General features: G+C 65.3%; 19 protein-coding genes. 1 reads left to right on the forward strand and 18 read right to left on the reverse strand.

The window, feature by feature from the left end:
• Nucleotides 1-12: 12 nt before the first annotated feature.
• The 5 genes from ACVWYP_RS28705 to ACVWYP_RS28725 all read right to left on the reverse strand — a co-directional run bounded on the left by ACVWYP_RS28705 (nucleotide 13) and on the right by ACVWYP_RS28725 (nucleotide 3,352).
• A complete protein-coding gene (locus ACVWYP_RS28705) occupies nucleotides 13-453 on the reverse strand; it encodes a DUF1489 family protein (RefSeq protein ID WP_028336418.1) in 441 nt (146 codons plus the stop codon).
• A gap of 138 nt (nucleotides 454-591) precedes the next feature.
• Nucleotides 592-1,536 (reverse strand): hypothetical protein, encoded by a 945-nt coding sequence (locus ACVWYP_RS28710; protein ID WP_304495686.1) that lies wholly within the window; start codon nucleotides 1,534-1,536, stop codon nucleotides 592-594.
• 153 nt (nucleotides 1,537-1,689) lie between these two features.
• Nucleotides 1,690-1,893, reverse strand: a complete 204-nt coding sequence (locus tag ACVWYP_RS28715; protein WP_018272021.1) for a hypothetical protein — start codon at nucleotides 1,891-1,893, stop codon at nucleotides 1,690-1,692.
• 217 nt (nucleotides 1,894-2,110) lie between these two features.
• Nucleotides 2,111-2,479 carry a YidB family protein gene (locus tag ACVWYP_RS28720; RefSeq protein WP_028343362.1) on the reverse strand — a complete coding sequence of 123 codons (369 nt, stop codon included), beginning with the start codon at nucleotides 2,477-2,479 and terminating at the stop codon, nucleotides 2,111-2,113.
• 219 nt (nucleotides 2,480-2,698) lie between these two features.
• Nucleotides 2,699-3,352 (reverse strand): glutathione S-transferase family protein, encoded by a 654-nt coding sequence (locus tag ACVWYP_RS28725; RefSeq protein ID WP_304495687.1) that lies wholly within the window; start codon nucleotides 3,350-3,352, stop codon nucleotides 2,699-2,701.
• 119 nt (nucleotides 3,353-3,471) lie between these two features.
• On the opposite strand from ACVWYP_RS28725, the gene ACVWYP_RS28730 reads away from it, so the two are divergent.
• Nucleotides 3,472-4,149, forward strand: a complete 678-nt coding sequence (locus ACVWYP_RS28730; RefSeq protein WP_304495688.1) for a DUF599 domain-containing protein — start codon at nucleotides 3,472-3,474, stop codon at nucleotides 4,147-4,149.
• A 12-nt stretch (nucleotides 4,150-4,161) separates the two neighbouring features.
• Here ACVWYP_RS28730 and ACVWYP_RS28735 read toward each other — a convergent pair whose 3' ends face one another.
• The 13 genes from ACVWYP_RS28735 to phnA all read right to left on the reverse strand — a co-directional run bounded on the left by ACVWYP_RS28735 (nucleotide 4,162) and on the right by phnA (nucleotide 20,214).
• Nucleotides 4,162-5,070 (reverse strand): hypothetical protein, encoded by a 909-nt coding sequence (locus ACVWYP_RS28735; RefSeq protein ID WP_304495689.1) that lies wholly within the window; start codon nucleotides 5,068-5,070, stop codon nucleotides 4,162-4,164.
• A 188-nt stretch (nucleotides 5,071-5,258) separates the two neighbouring features.
• The gene (locus tag ACVWYP_RS28740; protein WP_304495690.1) at nucleotides 5,259-6,044 is read right to left on the reverse strand and encodes an aldo/keto reductase; all 786 of its coding nucleotides are present in this window, start codon (nucleotides 6,042-6,044) and stop codon (nucleotides 5,259-5,261) included.
• 72 nt (nucleotides 6,045-6,116) lie between these two features.
• Entirely contained in the window at nucleotides 6,117-7,448 is a 1,332-nt protein-coding gene (locus ACVWYP_RS28745) for a cytochrome-c peroxidase (RefSeq protein WP_304495691.1), read from the reverse strand.
• Between the two features lie 109 nt (nucleotides 7,449-7,557).
• Nucleotides 7,558-9,204 (reverse strand): phospholipase C, encoded by a 1,647-nt coding sequence (locus ACVWYP_RS28750; protein WP_439711205.1) that lies wholly within the window; start codon nucleotides 9,202-9,204, stop codon nucleotides 7,558-7,560.
• Nucleotides 9,205-9,654: 450 nt separating this feature from the next.
• Nucleotides 9,655-10,539, reverse strand: a complete 885-nt coding sequence (locus tag ACVWYP_RS28755; RefSeq protein ID WP_304495693.1) for an alpha/beta fold hydrolase — start codon at nucleotides 10,537-10,539, stop codon at nucleotides 9,655-9,657.
• Between the two features lie 45 nt (nucleotides 10,540-10,584).
• Nucleotides 10,585-11,997 carry a dihydropyrimidinase gene (hydA, locus tag ACVWYP_RS28760; protein ID WP_304495694.1) on the reverse strand — a complete coding sequence of 471 codons (1,413 nt, stop codon included), beginning with the start codon at nucleotides 11,995-11,997 and terminating at the stop codon, nucleotides 10,585-10,587.
• Nucleotides 11,997-12,761, reverse strand: a complete 765-nt coding sequence (locus tag ACVWYP_RS28765) for an aspartate/glutamate racemase family protein (protein ID WP_304495695.1) — start codon at nucleotides 12,759-12,761, stop codon at nucleotides 11,997-11,999. The genes hydA and ACVWYP_RS28765 overlap by 1 nt, the downstream gene beginning before the upstream one ends.
• Nucleotides 12,758-13,564, reverse strand: a complete 807-nt coding sequence (locus ACVWYP_RS28770; RefSeq protein ID WP_028343372.1) for an FCD domain-containing protein — start codon at nucleotides 13,562-13,564, stop codon at nucleotides 12,758-12,760. The genes ACVWYP_RS28765 and ACVWYP_RS28770 overlap by 4 nt, the downstream gene beginning before the upstream one ends.
• A gap of 15 nt (nucleotides 13,565-13,579) precedes the next feature.
• Entirely contained in the window at nucleotides 13,580-14,356 is a 777-nt protein-coding gene (locus tag ACVWYP_RS28775) for a maleate cis-trans isomerase family protein (RefSeq protein WP_304495696.1), read from the reverse strand.
• Nucleotides 14,357-14,408: 52 nt separating this feature from the next.
• A complete protein-coding gene (locus tag ACVWYP_RS28780; RefSeq protein WP_028336433.1) occupies nucleotides 14,409-15,713 on the reverse strand; it encodes an MFS transporter in 1,305 nt (434 codons plus the stop codon).
• A 377-nt stretch (nucleotides 15,714-16,090) separates the two neighbouring features.
• Nucleotides 16,091-17,407: an MFS transporter gene (locus ACVWYP_RS28785; protein ID WP_304495697.1), complete on the reverse strand. Its 1,317-nt coding sequence runs from the start codon at nucleotides 17,405-17,407 to the stop codon at nucleotides 16,091-16,093.
• A gap of 84 nt (nucleotides 17,408-17,491) precedes the next feature.
• A complete protein-coding gene (gene phnY, locus ACVWYP_RS28790) occupies nucleotides 17,492-18,940 on the reverse strand; it encodes a phosphonoacetaldehyde dehydrogenase (protein ID WP_304495698.1) in 1,449 nt (482 codons plus the stop codon).
• Between the two features lie 26 nt (nucleotides 18,941-18,966).
• On the reverse strand, nucleotides 18,967-20,214 hold the full coding sequence (gene phnA, locus ACVWYP_RS28795; protein WP_439711206.1) for a phosphonoacetate hydrolase: 1,248 nt from the start codon (nucleotides 20,212-20,214) through the stop codon (nucleotides 18,967-18,969).
• Between the last annotated feature and the right edge of the window lie 12 nt (nucleotides 20,215-20,226).

Raw genomic sequence — 20,226 nt, forward strand, 5'->3', positions numbered from 1 at the left:
CAGCCATCGTGCTCAGAGCAAGCCGAGGTCGCGCAACTCGCGGCGCATCGGCTCGGGCATCGATGCCACGCTGGCCGCGCTCGACTTGGTGAGATCGGCCGGCGCGGAGTCCGCGGTCAGGTAGCGCCAGCCCTGGAACGGCCGCATCGGTCGCGGCGAGACCGCGATCACCTTGGGCTGCATCACCAGCCGGCAGCGGCCGATACCGTCCTTGTCGCGGAACGGCTCAATGGCGATGATCTTCTCGCGCGCGGCGATCTCGCCGCGGATCACCCAATAGAGCGAACCGCCGGCAAGGATCTCCTCCTCGCGCTTCGGCGTCATCCGCGTGATGTGGACGTGACGGAGCGGCAGGCCCTTTTTCTTCGCGGTCGCCATCCGTTCGGCAACCCAGCCCTTGAGTTCCTTGACGGAGTCGCAACCGACGGCGAGCTTGATGAGATGAAGCGGCATGTGCCGGATGTAGCGGCCGGCGCGCGCTTTGAAAAGGGAGCGCTCTCCGCGGCGGTGGATATCGGGACTAGAGCGTTTTTCGAGCGAAGCGAAGCCGGAACAGTGCAGTGACGGCGGCTCAAGCCGCCGCCATCACGCTCATTGTTCGTTCGCAGCCGCCGGTGCGCTGGCGGCGGCAGGAGGCGGCGCCGGCGCGGCTGGGGCCGGCGCGATCTGGACGGGGCGCTTCGCTGCCGGCGGCCGCTTCGGGGCTGCAGCGGGCGGCGCGGCGGCGGCGCGCGCGGCCGGTGCGGCTGCGGCCGGCTTCGCCGGCTCGGGCGTCATGATGCTGACCGGCGGCGTGTTCGCCGAGCTCGGAAACTCCGCATTGGTCGGCTTGCCGGTGGGCAATGACTGCGGCAGCGCCGCGACCAGGCCGGCGGCGGCCGACGCTTGGGCGCCGGCCGCCGCGTTCCAGGACCCCGCATAGCGCGTGATCAGGTTCTCGTAGGTCCGCTCGTTCATGTTGGCGATGATCTGATGGTTGTCGCCGAGCGAGCGGAACGCGGGGCACGCGGTCGGCGTGCAGTGGTCGCGCGCCATCAGCGCATAGGCCACCAGGCCATAGCGGTCATGCTCGATGGCGCGGCGCAGCGCCTGCAACTCGGTGGTCGAATTGCGCTCGGCGGTCGCGAGGTCGCCCAGCGCGGTCAGGCGCGAGACCTGCGCCGCCGCGTAGCTGACCGCCGCCGCGGCCGTATCCGATGAACCGAACAGCACCTTCTCGCAGGCGTTGAGAACGGCGTCGCCGGCGAGGTCGTCGACGCAGGCCAGCGCCGGCACCGTCTGGCTGGTCAGTTGCGCCGTCCGCGTCTCAGCCGGCGCCGCCTGCCCGCCCGGGCCGAAGCCGCGGATCGTCGCGGCGACCGCAACCGCGATCGACAGCAGCGTGATCACGGTCAGCGCGCCGTTGGCGACGGATTTTTCCGCACGCAGCAGCGTGACCAGAACGACGATCCCAAAGAACCCCGCGGCGGCCAGCGTCAGCCACATCGGGAAAGTCGGTGAGCGCCAGATCTGATCCAGCGAGGAAGCCCAGTTCATGCGCGATGTCCCTCAACGCAGCGTAAGCACAATCGGCGACGGCGGACGCCGCCACCCCGACGTCCAACCTTCAGCACAATGGGTCTGCGAACAGGGCCTTTTGACGGCGGCGGTGCGGAACCCGCGCCAGCCGCCGGCTTGCGCACAACTCCTTCAGGACAGCGCGAGCTGACTCTCCTTGGCCACCCGTTCGAAAGCTTCAGTCGAGCTCTTGATGCGATATTGGCAATCGTCACCGTCGGTCGGCAGCAGCCGGATCACTTGGTAGGTGCCGCTCGCGGCGGGGCGCGCCACGTTGCTGGCCGTGAAATAGACGGTCTCGCCAATCGAGTACTTATGCTTCAACGCCCTCTCCATTTTCTTAGAGATTGCTGGCTGAGCTGACAGTCCCGATAGCTCAGGCCGGCATTTTGAGAACCCTGCGGCAAGCTAGCACATCGCACCTCCCCAAATCCAGCAAGATTGGGGTATAGCGAAGGTGCGATTTTTGCAGGTTTTTCAGGGCGATAGGCAGCAATTTGCGTGCCAGCCGGAAATTGCCCGCCGAGCCCGGCTGGAACCCGATTCCAGCCGCTCAGGCGGTGTGCGGCAGCTTGCCGCCCGGGCTCGCGCCGTCGACCGCAGCCGGAAGTTGCTGGGCGAGCACCTTGGACAGCTGGTCCACCGGAATGTTGAATTTGGCGGCGAGCTGCTTGACCGTGTCGCTGCCGAGCACCTGCTGGAGCTGCTCGGCCGTGATCGGCAGGTTCTGACCGGTACCGATCCAGGATTTGACCTGCTCGCCGAGCCCGGCCTGCTCGAGCTTGGCGACGATCGCGGACAAGCCGCCCTGCCCGCCATTGCCCAAGACCTCGCCGAGCACGACCGGGATCACCGCCGCGCCAAGCTGGCCAAGCATGCCTTTCAGCTCCGGCGAATTCTCCAGGGAATCGAGAATGCCCATGGTCTAAGTCCTTTCACGACTTGCAAAACCAGCCTTTCCGGATTCGACGCCTCCAACCCCGCGGCGTCAAGCCGCGATCTTTGCGACCGCTGTCACAATTCGGAAGCGCATGGAGCGTTTTCGAGCGAAGTGGATACCGGTTCGCGTGAAGAAAACGCGTCGAAACAAAAATCCGGAGCTTCGGTTCTGATTCAATCAGGACCGAAGCTCCAAGACCGGTCAGGCATCCTCGAATCGAGCGATCCGCAGCGTCTCGGCAATGCCGTCGCGGGTCCATTCGGCGAACGCCGGCAGCGCCATCATGGCATCGACATAGTGCTGCGCCTCGGCCTTCACCGGGATCGCATAGGTGCGGAAACGATGCACCACGGGCGCATACATCGCGTCCGCCGCAGAGAATGCGCCGAACAGGAACGGACCCTGCTTGCCGTAGCGCGCATGGCAGTCGGCCCAGATCTCCTGGATCCGCGCCACGTTGGCGCGCGCATCGTCGGAGAGCGCGACGGCGCGGATCGGCCGGTGCAGGTTCATGCCGCATTCGTTGCGCAGCGGCATGAAGCCGGAATGCATCTCCGCCGAGATCGCGCGGGCATGCGCGCGCGCGGCGCGATCCGCAGGCCAGAGCTTCGCCTCGGGAAATCTCTCGGCGAGATATTCGATGATCGCCAGCGAATCCCACACCGTGACGTCGCCATCGATCAGTGTCGGCACCTTGCCGGCCTTGCTGAACGAGAGAATGCGGTCCTTGTCGGTCTGGTCCGTGTAGAGCGGAATGAAGACCTCTTCGAACGGGATGTTGTTGGCGCGCAACGCCAGCCAGGGCCGCATCGACCATGACGAATAGTTCTTGTTGCCGATGACGAGCTTGAGCATGTCCGGGAATCCTGTTGCCACGGTAGTTTGCCATAGTGCATTGCACGCGTTCAACCTGTACATGACGCGGATGCGGCCCGGCGCGGACAGTCAGCCGCGCGCTCACGAAGGAAGGCAACATGACTGGCTATTGGACCGACATCCTGGCCGTCGGCTTCTTTGCGCTGGAATGGCTGGTCTATACCATCACGCTGGAGCATACCGCGTATGGGCGCGACAGCCTATCGGCGCGGATGCATGTCTATCGCGAAATCTGGGTGCGGAATCTGCTCAACCGCGACGCACGGATGGTCGACATGCAGATCATGGCCAGCTTGCAGAACGGCACCGCGTTCTTTGCCTCCACCAGTCTGATCGCGATCGGCGGCGGGCTGGCGCTGTTGCGCGCCACCAATGACGCGCTCGCCGTGCTCGGCGCGCTGCCGGTCAACCTCACGCCCTCGCCCGCTTTGTGGGAGGTCAAGTGCATCGGGCTGATCCTGATCTTCATCTACACCTTCTTCAAATTCGCCTGGGCCTATCGCCTGTTCAACTATGTGGCGATCCTGTTCGGCGCGATGCCGCCGGCCGAGCAGCGCGATACGCCGGAGGCGGAGGCCCACGTGATCCGCACCACGCGGCTGTTCGAGACGGCGGGCCGGCACTTCAACCGCGGCCAGCGCGCGTTCTTCTTCGCGCTCGGCTATCTCGGCTGGTTCGTCAGCCCCTGGGTGCTGTTCGTCACGACCGCCGCGGTCGTGATCGTGATCTGGCGCCGGCAGTTCGCCTCGAATGCCTGGCAGGCGATGGGAAGCTGAAGCGAACCTTGTCTACGACGCGAAATCGCGCGGGCTGAAGTCGAGGTCGAGCACCTTCCATTCGCCGTAGCGATCCCGCGGCAGCATCGCATAGGGCTGGCAGGCCTGCAGCGCCTCGGTCGCGCTCTTCAGCAGCAGCGGCCCCTTTTCCGAGGCGGTGGCCTCGATCAGCACCGGCTGCGCGGCGAGCTTGCCGTCGGGCTTCATGAGCACCCTGAGCTTGATCTTTACGTCGTCACCCGCGCTCAGCGTCGGCGGGAGTTTCAGGCAGGTCTTCAGATGACGGCGAAATTCGGCGACCACGCTCGAGCCGACGTCGGCCTGCTCGGTGGCGGCTGCGTCGAAATTGTCCTTGCCGGGTCCGGGGCCGGACGGCGCGCTGGCGGGCGGCTTCACGGAAATGTCGGGCGGCAGGCCGAGCATGACATTGTATTTGACCGAAAGATCCGGCTCGGGCTGCGCATAGGCAGGCGACGACGCTGCCGCCTGTTGCTGCGCCGTCGGCTGGGGCATCGGTGGCGTTTGCGGTGCCGGCGGCGCGGGCGGCGGCTCGGCCGCGGCACGTTGCGGCGCCGGGCTGGGCTTGGGCGCCGTCGGCGTCGCCTGCTTCTGCGGTGGTTGCTGTGGCGCGTTCTGCTGTGGCGCGGCCGCCTGCGCCGATGGTTCGGGCTTGGCTGAATCCACCGGCTTGTCGAGCGACGGCAACTGCAACTCGGGCGTCGGCGACGGGCTCGGTGCCGGTTCGGGCTTGGTCTCGACGTCGGACCTGGCGACCTCCTGCGGCGTCACGATCTCGACCGGCACCGTGTCAGCGGCGACGGGATCGAACTGATGGACCTCCGAATAAAGGAAAATCAGCGCGAGCAGCATCAGGTGCACGAACACCGACGCCATCAGATCCGCGTTTGGCCGAAACTTCATCCCACTCGATCACGTCAGTGATGTCTCTCCCCGCCGGCTATAATACCGGCCGGAACCCGCCTGCCTCAATCCCCATTCGGTCCAAAGCTGCAATCGGCCAGCGGGGCATTAGCATGATTGGGATCAGGACCCAGCCATTTTTCCGAGACTTGATTCTCAGGCAAAGACCCCGTGCGTCGCGGAGCCCATCATCGCGCGTCAGCGCTCCCGATCGCCGAGATCTCGCGCATGTCGTCGACCGACAGCTCAAAATCGAAGATGTCGATGTTCTCCTGAAGGCGTTCGAGCTTCGAGGTGCGCGGGATCGCGGAGACATTCTGTTGCACCAGCCAGCGCAGGCAGACCTGGGCAGCGCTCTTGCGATAGCGGTCGCCGATCCGCGCCAGCGCGCGGTCGCCCTTGACCCGTCCCTTCGCGATCGGGCTGTAGGCGACGAATGCCATGCCGTGGCGTCGACAGGCTTCGATCACATCGGCCTGGTCGAGATAAGGATGGTATTCGACCTGGTCGCAGGCGAGCGGCTCGGGGCATGTCGCCACCGCCTCCTCGATCAGCGCCGCGTTGAAGTTGGAGACGCCGATGTGCCGCGCCAGGCCCGCCTGCCTGACTCGCGCCAGCGCGCCGAGCGTCTCGGCAAGCGGCACCTGCGGATTGGGCCAGTGCAGCAGCAACAGATCGACCTCGGTCAGGCGCAGCCGCGCCAGGCTCTCCTTGGCGGCGCGTTCGAGATCCTTCGCCATGAAATGCGTGGTCCAGACCTTGGTGGTGACGAACACGTCGTCGCGCTTGACGCCGGAGGCACGCAGCCCCTCGCCGACCTCGCGCTCATTGTCGTAGATCTCCGCGGTGTCGATGTGGCGATAGCCGAGCCGCAACGCCTGCTCGACGATGCGCGCGCAGGTCCGCCCGCGCAGCTCCCATGTGCCAAGCCCGATTGCCGGGATCCTGGCACCGTTGCCTTCGACGACATTCATGCAGCCATTATGCGCGCATGACGAAGCGCTGCCAACTCACAGTGCGGTTCCGCGGTGGAACGTCGCGACGTCTCACCGCTCCGGCTGGTAACCGTCGGTCAACGTCTTCAGGAAGGCGATAATGTCGGCCTCGTCCTGTGCCGTCATCGCGGGCGTCTCGCCGAGATGGCGCTCGAACGGCGGATCGCTGACGTCGACATTGCCGTGATACTTTTCCGGCAGGTCATCGTACTTGCGCACCGTGCCGTCGGCGCCGCGCGGAAAGACCTTCTCCGGATTGGTATCGCGGAAGTTATAGAAGTCGAGCACCTGCTCGAGGCTCGTGAAGACGCCGTTGTGGAAGAACACGCGACGCGTCGCCGTGTTGCGCAAGGTCGGCGTCAGAAACATCCCGCAATATTGCGTCTGCTCGGCAATGTCGGTGCGGTACGGACCGCAAACCCCGAGATCGAAATGGTCGGGATCGCGGTTGCTGGCGAGCGCGGGGTTGCGCGGCGCGCCGAGCGCCTCATATTGATGATCGGTGAACAGCGGCGGCAGACCATCCCGGGTCGGCTGCGACGTATGGCAGCCGCCGCAATTGGCCTTGTCCGGATCGTTGAACAATTGCAGGCCGCGCAACTCGCTCTCGCTCAGCCGCGCCTTGCCTTCCAGCCAGTAGTCGAACTTGCTGGTGTAGGGATGGAAGCTCGGCTCCTCAACCTGATAACGCGCGACGGCAAACATCGCCTCCGCGACCAGCAGCCGCGTGTTGTCGAAGACCTGGGCGCCGAACAGCTCGGCGAAGCGCGGCGCGTAGCTCGCCTGGCGCAGCTTCTGCGCTACGATCTCGATGCTGCCGCCGTCCATCTCGTTGGGATCGAGCAGCGGGAAGATCGCCTGGTCCTGCAGCGTATCGGCGCGGCCGTCCCAGAACAGTCCGCCCTGCGGGACGATGTTGACCGCCGACGCGGCAGTCCCGGTCGCAACTTTCCTGGCGCGCGCGGCCTGCTGGCCGAGCGCGGCCAGTTGCGCGAAGTCGACGACATTGTCGTCCTCGTCCTTTTCCGGCCCGATGCTGAAATTCGGCTGCCGCTCGAGATAGGTCAGGCCCGGCACGGCGCGTGTCCCTTGCCGGGATTGCGCGGGCCCGCCGAGCATCACCGGTCCATCATTGGGCGGGCCGTAAGCGTGGTCCGGACTGTGGCAGGACGCGCATGACAACGCGCCCGACGAGGACAGCGACGCGTCGAAGAAGATCTTCTGACCGAGCAGCGCCATGGCGGACAGAGGGGCGACCGGCGGACGCCTGAGCTGCACCGGGTTCGGATTGGTCCCCGGAAGTCCCTGCGTCTCGACGGCCGCAACAGTGCCGGCCATGCACAGCAAGCCGGCGCCGAGAAGCCACAAGGTGCGGCGGTTCATGTCAGATCCAGTGTCGTTAAGCGTTTTCGCGCGAACTGGAGACCAGTTCGCGCGAGCAGAACGCGTCAGGGCAGAGCTTCGGTTCTGATTGGATCAGAACCGAAGGGCGTTAGTGGTGATGGTGATCATCCGGCGGGCTGACGATGACCGTTCCGGCTGTCGGATCAAGGAACAGCGTGTCCTGCCGGTACTCGTGGTCCTGGCCGTGGCCGCGCTCGAAGTCGAACAGGTCGGCGATCGATTCGACGCTGTCGTCGAACGAGCCGCCGCCAAGACGCTGGCCGTGCAGCCAGTTGTCCTCGATGAAGCGCACCACGGACGCCTGCGAGATGCGGGTGTGGCTGACGTAGTTGCGCTTGGCGAAGGGCGAGATCACCAGGAACGGGGTTCGCGTGCCGGGACCGCAGCGGCCGTTGACCGGCTGGCCATTGAGGCCGTTCGGCTGCGTCTGCTTGCCGATGCCGCGGCCGCACTGGCCGGGGCCGTTGACCTGGTCGGCGGTCGGGTCATACGAGGCGCTGATCGGCGCAAGGTACTGGTGATCGTACCAGCCGTCGGAGTCGTCATAGGTGATGATGACCGCGGTTTCGCCCCACTCCTTCTGCTTCTGCAGGAAATTGATCAGCTCGACATCGCCGGCCTGCTCGTCGAGCGGATCGGAGTTGCCGGGATGACCGTCCTGGTAGGCCGGCATCTTGATGTAGGAGACGGCAGGGAAGTTGCCGGCCTTCACCGCGGCGTAGAAGTCCTCGAGGTCGTAGGCGTGATTGGCCGGATCGAGCGTCTTGCCGCCGGGCACATAGGTGTGTCCGACCGCATTTACCGAGCTCGGCCGCGCATGGGTCGGGTTGGCCGTCGACTTGTAGTACTGGAACCAGGCGTGGTGCGGGATGTAGTCCACGACTGTGCCGTTGACGTTGCTCGAGAACGTGCTGCGGCCGCAGTTGGTGGTGCCGTTGCTGTTCTTTAGCGTCAGGTCGAAACCGCCCATGAAGCTGCCCCAGCTGATCTGCTCGGCATTGAGCAGGTCGCCGATGTTCTTGCTGGTCATCAGGACCTGGCTGGTCGTGCTCGAGCAGGCATCGTAGGCAGGGTCGGTATCACCGATCAGCGTCAGGCCGCCCTGGCCGTCGGCGATCGACGACGACGAGCCGACGATGTTCTGCGCACCGTTGGTCTGGCCGGCAACCACCTCGAGCGCGCCGGGCGTCGACGGACCAAAGGTGTCGGTCCAGTTGTTGTCGCTCATCGCGAAGTTCTGGGCGTAATTCCAGAACGCGGTGACGGTGTTGCCGTCGAAATAGCCCATCACCTGCCCGTTGGTGCCGAAGGCGCCGACGCCGCCGGCGGTGCCGCGACCGGTGAATTTCGGAAACAGGTCTTCCTTGCCGTTGTCGACCGCTTGCTGCTCGGGCGTGTAGGCGTGATTCTGCGACTTGGTGTTGGCCTGGGTGCGGTCGAGGCGGAACGGATTGGTCGCGCCGGTGCCGTTGGCCGGGTTGGTGTTCGGGTTGTTGGTCAACAGATTGGCGTTGGCGAGGTTGTTGACCTTCGGCGTATGCGGCTTCGCCGTGAACGGGATAGAGCCGGTCGGGTTGGTCGCAACAGGATAGGTTGCGAAGTAGTGATCGAACGAGCGATTCTCGTTGAAAATAACGACGAGATGCTTGATCGGCGTTTGGGTGTGGATGTCGTGCGGATGATGATCGTGGCCGTTATTGCCCTTGTTGTCGTCCTGAGCTGCGGCGCTGCACATCACCGCAGCGGCAGCAACCAGACAGACTCCGACCGTCGAAAGAAATTTGGCTTTCACCGTAGTGCCCCTTTTATTTTTAAGGATTTATGACGTCGACCTGCGACAAGTTATCCATCGCCGATGACAGCGCTGTGTCGATCGAATGAATGCGACGAATGATGATGCGCGCTCATGTCCGCATCGGTTGCAGCAGGCATCGAGGGACCAATCTTTGCGCGCATGACAGACGCCCTCCCCTTCCGTCTCACGCGAGCGGCTATCTGTGGACGCGGTTTCGGTCACAAGACATGGAATTGAATGACAGCAATCATGCGAACAGATTGTGCGCCGCCTGCTGTCGCGGCGTGCTCACGCCCGAAAAAAATCCGCGCCTTCCGAGGATGTTGCTCGAAAGGCGCGGATGCTTGGCCTGGTGGCGGATGAAGGCCGCGATTCAACTCGGCGTGAAGCCTACTCCTTCATTCCCGTTATTGAAGCACTGACCGCCCGCGGATCGCGCTGCGGCCAGCGGCCGCTCTCGACCTGCGACAGGAAATCGCCGACGATCCGGTTGTATTCGTCGGGCTCCTCGATGTTGATGGCGTGGCCGCAGTTCGGCATCACTGCGAGCGCGGCCGACGGGATGCTCTGCTTCATCAGGATGCCCGGCAGCAGGCAAGGCCAATCCTCGTCGCCGGTGATGATCAGCGTCGGCACCGTGATCCGCTTCATCTCGTCGACCAGCGTGTAGAGCGAGGGACGCTCCTTCTGCACGCCCTGCTGGGTATTGGCCGATCCCACCGCCGAATGCTCGGCCAGCATGGTCTTGAACTCGGCGTGGCCACGCGGGTCCTTGTTTTCATATTGCACGCGGGTCGGCCCGTAGGCGTAGCGCTCGGCGAAGGCCGGCATGCCCTCCTTGCGGATCATGCCCGCGATCACGTCGGCCTCGGCGCGAAACGTCTCGCGCTTGTCGAGCTCGGCGCCGTAACCGCAGCCGCCGATGCACAGCGACAGCGCCCGATCAGGGTGACGCAATCCAAAATGCAGCGTCGCAAAGCCGCCCATCGACAAACCGACGATATGCGCTTTCGGCGCGCCGATGTGATCGAGCACGGCCAGGATATCGTCGGCGGCGCGCGCCTGCGAATAGGACGAGACCTGCTCCGGCACATCGGACGGTGGGAAGCCGCGCGCATTGTAGGCGATCGTCCGGAAGCGCTTGCCGAAGTGCCGCATCTGCGGCTCGTAGCTGCGCAGGTCGCCGGCAAACTCATGAACCAGGATTACCGGATGCCCCGATCCGGTCTCCTCGAAATAGAGCCGCACTCCGTCGTCTGTCACAGCATAGGGCATGTTGATCTCCTGCCTTCTCTCTTTGCTTGTTACGGGATGGTCGCGTTACGGGATGGTCGCGGCCTTCGGCGGCTTGGCACGCGGCAGATAGGTGCCGTGGTCCTTGCCGCCGACGAGCGTACCGTTATCGACGACGACCTTGCCGCGCACCATGGTCAGCACCGGCCAGCCCGTCACCTCGAGCCCTTCATAGGGCGTGTAGTCCGCGCCGTCGTGGATCAGCTCGTGACGGATCGTCACCTTGCGCTTCGGGTCCCACAGCGCGATGTCGGCATCCGAGCCGACCGCGATCGTGCCCTTGCGCGGATAGAGGCCGTAGATTTTGGCGTGGTTGGTGGAGCTGAAGGCGACAAAGCTGTTGAGGTCGATCCGCCCCTTCACCACGCCTTCGGAGAACAGGATCGGCAGCCGCGTCGCCACACCCGGGATTCCGTTCGGCACCCAGCGGAAGCTGGTGCGGCCCTTCGGCGCAAGCTTGCCTTGCGGGTCGTCGTAACGGAACGGGCAATGGTCCGACGAGAACACCGAGAACACCTTCTGCTGCAAACCTTCCCAGCAGGCCTGCTGGCTGGCGACGTCGCGCGGCGGCGGCGAGCAGACGTATTTTGCGCCTTCCATGTTGAGCTGATCGAGATCCTTTTCGGTCAGCATGAGGTACTGCGGACAGGTCTCGCCCATCACCCGCAAGCCCCGCTGCTGCGCGCGCCGGATTTCGTCCATCGCCTCGCGGTTCGAGACATGCACGATCATGATCGGCACGTCGACGAGCTCGGACAGCGAGATCGCGCGATGGGTGGCCTCGCGCTCAACCGGGATCGGCCGCGAGGTCGCGTGGAAGCGCGGCGCGGTGTTGCCGGCGCGCTCCAGCCGGTCGGTCAGGAAGCGGATCGCGTCGAAGTTTTCCGCGTGCACCATCAGCATCGCGCCGGTCTCGCGCGCGACCGACATGGTCTCGAGCAGCTCGCGATCCGACAGCGCCAGCCCCTCATAGGTCATGAAGACTTTCAGCGAGGTATAACCGTCCTCGACCAGCGCCGGCAGTTCCTGGCCCAGCACATGCTCGGTCGGATCGGTGAGGATGAGATGGAAGGCGACGTCGACATGGCACTCGCCTTCGGCCAGCGAATGGTAATGCTTCAACGCTTCGCGCAGCGTCTGGCCCTTCTCCTGCAGGCAGAACGGCAGCACGGTGGTGTTGCCGCCGAACGCCGCCGAGCGCGTGCCGCTGGCAAAGCCGTCGGCCATCACGATGCCGTCGCCGGACGGCTGGGCGAAGTGGACGTGGCTGTCGATGCCGCCCGGCAGCACCAGGCGGTCGGTCGCGTCGATGATCGTGGCCGCATCGCCGAGATCATGGCCGAGCGCCGTGATCTTGCCGCCGCGGATACCGACGTCGCAGGCGAAGGTGTCGGCAGCGGTCACCACGGTGCCGCCGCGGATGATGGTGTCGAAGGACATCAGTTTGTCCCTTCCTTCGGTGAGCGGTGTTCGATGATTGCGGCGAGTGGCTCGGCCAGACCGCGCGTCGGCTTCGGATCGGGACGGCGGAAGGTGCCGGCCACCGCCTTGCGCGGCTTGAGCACGGCGAGCGTTTCCGCCTGCCGCACCGCCGCCACGACCGGATCGACCACCGGCACCGGAATGCGATCGCGGACCTTTGCCGCGAGTCCGGCGAGCGGCGCGCCCGACAGAATGACGACATCGGCGTTGTCCTGCTCGACCGCGCGGTTGGCGAGCGCGACCAGCAGTTCCTCCTTCTCGGCCTGCACCTGCGAGATCGACTGGAAACTACCGTCAAGCGTGCGGATGCCGGCGCAGCGCGCGCTCAGCCCGTGCATGGCGACGCATTCCTCGTACCAGGGCGCCAGCGCGCCAGCGAAGGTGACGATCGCAAACCGGCGGCCGAGCATGCAGGCCGTGAGCATCGCAGCTTCGGCCAATCCCACGACGGGAAAGGCGAACAGCTCGCGCGCGCCGAACAGGCCGGGATCGCCGAACGCCGCGATCACGGCGGCATCGACGCCGGGGCCGGCTTCTGCCAGCATCTCCAGCGCGATCGCGCCGCCGATCTGGGCCTCCGCGCGGGTCGCGATATAAGGCACGCCGCGCGCGGCAGTGACCGGCACGAGCTCGGTGCCGGCCGACGCCGCCCTGCTGCCGGCGGCATGAAGCAGATCCGTCACATCGGCCGTCGTGTTGGGATTGAGCAGCAGGATCTTCATGGCGCAACGTTCCTCGTCTTCCGGCCACGCGGTCTTGCCGGCGGCTCCGGTGCCGCGGCGTCGTCCGCCTTGTCGTTCATTGCCTTGGCATCCAGCGTCTCGGCGACGATCTCGCCGGTGCGGCGCACGTGGTGGGCCAGTATCTGCCCGGCCCGGGCCGCATTGCGCGCCTTCAGCGCGGACAAGATCTCCTGATGCTCGCGCACCGATTCATCCCAGCGGCCGAGCACCGACAGCGCGAAGAAGCGCGCACGCTCGGCCCGCGCCAGCAGCGCCTCGTGTGTCGCCTTCAGCACCGCATTGCGGGCGAAGCCGACGATCGCCGAATGGATCTGCTGATTAACTTGAAAATAGTCGCGCAGCTCGCCACGGCCGTGATGCCACTCGATCTTGTCCTGCAGCGCCGCGAGCCGTTCGAAATCTTCCGGCTCCATGCGCAGCGCGGCGAGCTCGGCGGCGCAGCGTTCGATGCCGCTGACGGCCTCGAACAGTTCGGCGAGTTCGGCGCGGCGGAACGGCGCCACCACGGCGCTGTGGTTGAGCCGCAGCTCGACCAGGCCCTCGCTCGCCAATTGCTTGAGCGCCTCGCGCAGCGGCGTGCGCGAGATGCCGAGCGCATCGGACAGGTCCGCCTCCCCCAGCGATTGCCCCGGCGCCAGCTCGCCGCGCACGATCATGGTGCGCAGCCGCGCCGCCGCCTGCTCGTGCAGCCCGACCCGCGGCACACGTAGGCGTCGGCGTTGCAGCGCGGTCATCGCGCGCTTGGGTTCCTTGGTACGTCTGGTCGCTTTGGCTTCAGTCACCGCTTGCCTGCATTGTCATGATTGGAGATCGCGCTCTCCCACGTGGATCGCGGTGGCCGCGCGCAGATCGGGGTTCGCGAACAGGCTGCCCCAGCCCTGCACGCGCGACGGATCGCAGCCGGCAGCTGTGAGGCACGCCCACAGCGTCACCGCAATCGAATCCAGCACCGGAACGCCAAATCCCCGCTCCAGCCGCTCGGCTGCGCCGGCGCCGCGCATGTTGGTGCAGAGCACGACGGCGGCATCGCAGCCCTCGCGCACCACCTCCTCGATCAGCCGCGCGACCCCGGCCTCGCTGACCTCGGCAAAGGAGAAATTGTCCTGCAGCGACAGATGCCGCTCGGCAAAACAATGCAGCCCTTGCGAATTCCAGTTGGCGATGATCCGCTCCTGCACGTCCTTGCGATACGGCGTCACCAGCCCGATGCGGCTGGCGCCGATCCGCCGCAACAGGTCGCGATAGGCCAGCACCGTGGTACAGGCCTTGATACCGGTTGCCGCCGTGATCTCCTCGCACAGGCTCTCGTCGCGGTCGAAGCCGAGCCAGCTTGCCGAGGTGCCGTTCCAGGCGATGACGTCGACCTTGGCATGGGCCAGCAACTCGGCCGCGCGAAGAATCTCGCTGGCGTCGAACTGGCGCAGCGCCTGCTCCGACAGCGCGATCTCGGTCACCTTGAAGCGCGAGAAATGCGCCGAGACGTCGTCGATCCCCGATAGCATCGCGCAGGTGATCGGCTCGAGCGCGGTATTCGACGACGGCGTCAGCATGCCGAGCCTGATAGGACGTGTCATTGGTGAGCCTCGTCAAGCGGCCGAACCCTTGGCGGATTCGGCCGCATCGATTTTAGACCGGGAGCTTGCGGCTGTAATCGATCAGGGTCGAGCAGATCAACAGCGCAATGCCCGCGGCGGCGAAATACATCAGGGCCAGGAAGTAGGAGCCGGTGGCCTGCACGATGAAGCCGACGATCAGCGGCGTCGTGATGCCGGCGATGTTGCCGCCGAGATTCATGCAGCCGCCGAGGAAGCCGGACTTACCGCGGCCCGCCAGCGCCGACGGGATCGCCCAGTACATGCCGCACCAGCGCAGGAAGAACAGCGTCGTCGACAGCAGCACCACGACCGCAACCGCGTTGGTGACGTAGGCGACGAGGAAGATCGAGACCGTCGCCATGATCGCCGCGATGCCGAACAGCGTGCGGAACACGGTGTTAGGCGACCCGCCCCGCTCCCGCCAGTTATCGCCGATCCAGCCGCCAACCAGTTCGCCGACGAAGCCTGCGAAGAAGATGATGAACGACGCGCCACCGAGCGCCTTGATGTCGAAGCCGTGCACCTTGAACAGGTAGGTCGGCATCCAGGTCAGCAGCCCGTAGAACGTGGTGTTGAAGAACATCCAGCCGAGGCACATGCACCACACCGAGCGAAACCGGAAATACGCCATCCAGCTTGCGCCGGAAGACGGCGGCGTCGCCGCATCCTCGATCGCATGCGCCTCCTCGAGATAGCGCGCCTCGGCTTCATTGACCGACGGATGCTCGCGCGGCACGTTGCGGATGTAGTACCAGGCCCACAGCCCGCACAGCATGGTGCCGACGCCGGCGATGACGAAGGCGACGCGCCAGGAGCTGAACGCCGCCATCAGCCAGGCGATCACGATCGAGCCGAGCGCCGCACCAAGCGGCGCGCCGCCGTCCAGCAAGGTGGCGCCGCGGCCGCGCTCGGTCTGGGTCATCCAGATCGCGTTGAGCTTGCCGCCGGCCGGATAGATCGGCGCTTCCGACGCGCCGAGCCCGAGCCGGGTCAACAGCAGCAGCATCCAGCTGGTGGACAGCGCCGCCAGCGCCTGGAAGAAGCCCCAGAACAGCGTCGCGAGCGCGATCACGATGCGCGGCTTGAAGCGATCGGCGAGCATGCCGCCGGGCACCTGCATCAGCGCGTAGGTCCAGAAGAACGAGCTCAGGATCAGGCCCTGCATCGCCGGATCGATATCGAACTCCTTGGCGATGACCGGCATCGCGACCGAGAGCGAGGCGCGATCGATATAGTTGATCGAGATCAGGAACAGCATCAGCAGGAAGATCTTCCAGCGCACGCCGCTCGGCTTTGCCGTATCTGCCATTGCGATGGTGGACACCTGATCGCTCATTGCTCGCTCCTCCCGACAGATTGTTTTGCCCTGGCGCGCCCCTCGTCCTTGAAGGTTGCTGGCCTCTCCTGCCCTGCGCGAAGTCTGCTTCAAGGCGGCCAACCCGACAAGCACATTTTGTATTCTGCATGCAATTTTTTACATGATATTGATATTACTTAGTATTTAGTAGTTAATGCATTGGTTTTGATCAGCCGGTGATGACGGATTGAGCGTGAGGTCATCCGCTCGAGCAAGCCAATATCAGGCAATTGGTCCCCCGCGTCGCGGCTCCACCGATCGCACGCACAACGGCGTTCTGCTCGTTGCAAAAACAGCGGTCCGCGCTTCCCGTCGGAAGCGCGGACCGGTGGTGAGCCGCCGATAGGGATCGTTCGTCAGCGGCGGATGAAGGCCGCAACCACCGCGCTGGAGGTCGCGCAGACGGCGACCACCAGGAACACCAGCGAGGTCTGGTTATGCTTGTCCATGAAGTGGCCGATCATCGGCTCGCCGAGACCTGCGAACAGATAGGCGAAGAAGTTCATCACCCCGGTTGCGGTCCCTGCGCGCTTGTGGCCGACCAGATCCGGGCAAAGCGCCCAGAACGAGGATTGCGGGCCGTAGGTGAAGAAGCCGCACAGGAACAGCACCGTCATCCCGAGAACGACATCCGAGGTCGGGATCGCGTACATGCACAGCGAGGTGACCGCGGCGAGCGCCATGTAGAGCACGATGGCGAGGTAGCGGCGCGAGCCGAACACCTTGTCCGAGACCCAGCCATTGCTGAACGCGCCGACCGCCATGCCGACCGGCAGCGCGATGCTGATCCAGCGCGGATCGATCACCGAGGCGGCGCCGGCCTTGGCCCAGTTGCTGCCGAGGAAGTGCACCGGCACCCATACCAGCAGGCCGTAACGCGCCGCGTTCTGGAAGCCGATCGCGACGCCGGCGACCAGGAGGCGCCAGTTCGACAGTACCGCCTTGTAGCGCGCGAGCGAGCCTTCATCGGCGCTGACCGCAGCTTCGCTTGCAGCGACCTCGTCGGCCTCGTCATGCGGCGAGGCAAAGCCCATGTCCTCGGGCTTCTCGCGCGCGATCAGGTAGAACGCGATGCCGCCGAGCAGCAGCAGCACCACCGGGATGCGGAAGATCCAGCGCCAGTCGAGCTGAAAGTAGCCGACCACGACCAGCGAGGTGACGAACGACAGCACCGAGGCGAGACCGGCCGCGAACGTATAGAGCCCGTAGACCGTGCCGCGCTCGTGCCGGCCCCACCAGTTCGACAGCAGTCGGCTGCCCGGCGCCCATCCCATCGACTGGAAATAGCCGTTGATGCCCCAGAACGCAGTGAGGCTGACGATCCCGGTCGAGAGGCTGGTGGCCCAGTTCATGATGAAGGAGAGGATCGCGCCGGCGCTCATCACGCGCCGGCCGCCGAACTTGTCGCCGAGATTGCCATTGATGGCCTGCCCGACCGCGTAGCACCAGAGCAGCGCCGCGCTGGCCCAGCCCAGCGCCTCCTTGGTGACGCCGAACTCGGCCTGGATGCCGGGAATGGCGAAGCCGAAGGTTTGCCGCCCGGTGTAGAAGAACAGATAGCAGAACATCGCCGCGAACAGCATCCGCCACTGCGCGCGGCGGAACGATGTCGCAAGCTCCGGATTCTGGACACCGACCGAGCCGACGCCCGACGGACTGAACGTGATCGACATTAAGACCTCCCCTGATTGTTTGGTGATTGCAGTCGGCCGCCGCGTTGTTCTTGTCGTCCGCGTGCGGCCCTCGTTCGGTCGTCCCTATGCCGGCCAGGGCAGCGAATAGGTCTTGACGTTGGTGAAGCTCTTGATCGCCTCCTGCACGCCTTCCTTGTAGCCAAGGCCGGAGTCCTTGATCCCGCCGAACGGCGACATCTCGATCCGGTAACCCGGGACTTCCCAGACATTGACGGTGCCGACGTCGAGCTCATTGACGAACCGCGTGATGTAGTCGAGCCGGTTGGTGCAGACGCCGGACGACAGGCCGAACGCGGTCGCGTTAGAGATCCGGATCACGCTGTCGATGTCGTTGGGCACGCGGATAATTGGGATGACAGGGCCGAAGGTCTCCTGCATCACCAGCTCGCTGGTGTAGGGAATCCGGTCGACCACGGTCGGCGGATAGAGCGCGCCGTCGCGAGCGTTGCCGTGCAGCAGCTCAGCGCCGTCGGCGACGGCGGCATTGACGCGGCGCTCGAATTCCTTCGCCGCGCCCTCATGGATCACGGTGCCGACGTCGACCGTCGGGTCCATCGGGTCGCCGCACTTCAGCGTGCGCGCCTTCTTCAGCACCAGCGCGGAGAACTCGTCGGCGACTGCCTCGACGCAGAGGATGCGCTTCACGGCCGTGCAGCGCTGGCCGGAATTCTTGGTGGCGCCGGTGACCGCGAGCTCGGCCGCCTTCTCGAGGTCGGCATCCTCCATCACGATCAGCGGATCGTTGCCGCCGAGCTCGAGCACGACGCGCTTGTAGCCCGCCTTGCTGGCGATGTGCTTGCCGACCCTGACCGAGCCGGTGAAGGTCACGAGATCGGCGTCCGGATCGGTGATCATCGCATCGCCCATAGAATGCGGATTGCCGGTCACCACCGACAGCATCTCGGGCGGCAGCCCGGCCTCGTAGAGCACGTCGGCGAGCGCAAGCGCGGTCAGCGGCGTCAGCTCGGTCGGCTTCAGCACCACGCGGTTGTTGGTCGCGATCGCCGGCGCGATCTTGTGGCTCACCATGTTGAGCGGATGGTTGAACGGCGTGATCGCCGAGATCGCACCGAGCAGCGGCGTGCGCGTCGTGAAGATCTTGCGCGCCTTGCCCTGCGGGCTGATGTCGCAGGAGAACGTCTCGCCGTCGTCCTTGATCGCGAGCTGGCCGGCAAAGGAATAGACGTCGTAGGCGCGGCCGGCCTCGTAGAGCGAATCCTTCCAGCACAGGCCGGACTCGGCGGTGATCAGCCGCGCGAATTCCTCCTTGCGGCCGGCCAGGATCTCAGCGGTGCGCAGCAGGATGCGCTGGCGCTCGTAGCGCGTCAGCTTCGGCTTGAACGCGGCCGCCCTGGCAAAGGCGCTGCGCACATGCTCCGGCCGCGCCGCCGGCACCGTGCCCACCACCTTGTTGGTGTACGGATTGAAAACCTCGACATGCTCGTCGGTGTCGACGAGGCTGCCTGCGATCCGCATCTGCTCGTGGCGAACGGCCGAGCTCTGGATGTTCATGGCACTGTCCTTGGGGTCCGATAGCGTCACTGGATGCGGTTGAGCGCGACGTCGAAGGCGTCGAAATTGCGCAGGGCGTGGCCGGCCGGCAGCGCGATCTTGCGGTTGGCGATCAGCGGCACCCGCTCCTCGGTCAGCCCGCCATGCGAACGCAGCGGCTCGGTCAGGCCCGACAGATCGTGACGCGACTCGCTGGTGCCGAGCACCTTGTGCCTGGTGGAGATCACGACAATGTCGCCGATCCGGTCCGGCGGCAGCTCGAACCTGGCGCAAGCCTCGTTACGTGTCAGCGCGACCTCGATGCCTCCGGTCGCGCGCAGCCGCGACAGCAGCGTGTCGACGTCGGCGCCCTCCGGCGTGTAGATGGTCGCGAACGAGCCGAGCGAACCGTGATGAGCGACATAGGGATCGGTGATCGGCAGGATCACGCGTGCGGCGCCCGCACCCGTCCAGTCGTCCATGACGTCCTGGAGGTAGATCACGTCGGGCCTGCCGTCGGGCAAGAACTTGTCGTTCATGCCGTGGTCGGCGGTCGCCACGATATTGCAGCCGAGCGCATCGAGCTTCGCAAGATAGCCGTCGATCATCGCGTAGAAGTCGTTGGCAACCTTGGTGCCAAGCCCGACCTTGTGCTGGATGTAGTCGGTGGTCGACAGGTACATCAGATCGGGACGGTAGCGCTCGACCAGCTTGACGCCGGCCGCGAACACAAAGCGGGACAGATCGGCCGAGTAGACTTCGGGCAGCGGCAGGCCGACGAAATCGAGCACATCATCGATGCCGTTGGCCGCCTTGGTGGCCTGGTCGGCCTTCTCCGACGAGAACGCGATGGCGCGGCCGCTCGAATAGTCCAGACCGTACGCAAGCAATGTGCGCAGCTTGTCCTTGGCGGTGACGGCGGCGACCTTGTAGCCGGCGTCATGGACACCGGCGAGGATGGTCGGTGCGCGCAGGAATTTCGGATCGTTCATCATGACTTCGGCGTTGTTCGCCGTGTCATAGAAGTAGTTGCCGGCGATGCCGTGCACCGCGGGCGGCCGCCCGGTGATGATCGAGAGGTTGTTCGGATTGGTGAAGCTCGGGATCACGCTGGCGGCATGAACATGCGCGCCGTCCTTCATGAAGCGCGCGAAGGTCGGCGCGACGCCGGCCTCGATCGCCTGCTCGATATAGCCGGGCTCCGAACCGTCGAGGCAGATCACGACGGTTGGCTGCGTCGGCGCGTCGTAACGGCGCCCGTTGACGGTGATTGTCTTGCGATTGTCTTGCATGATGCCTCTCCCTGT

It is taken from the genome of Bradyrhizobium sp. USDA 3262 (genome assembly GCF_054060035.1).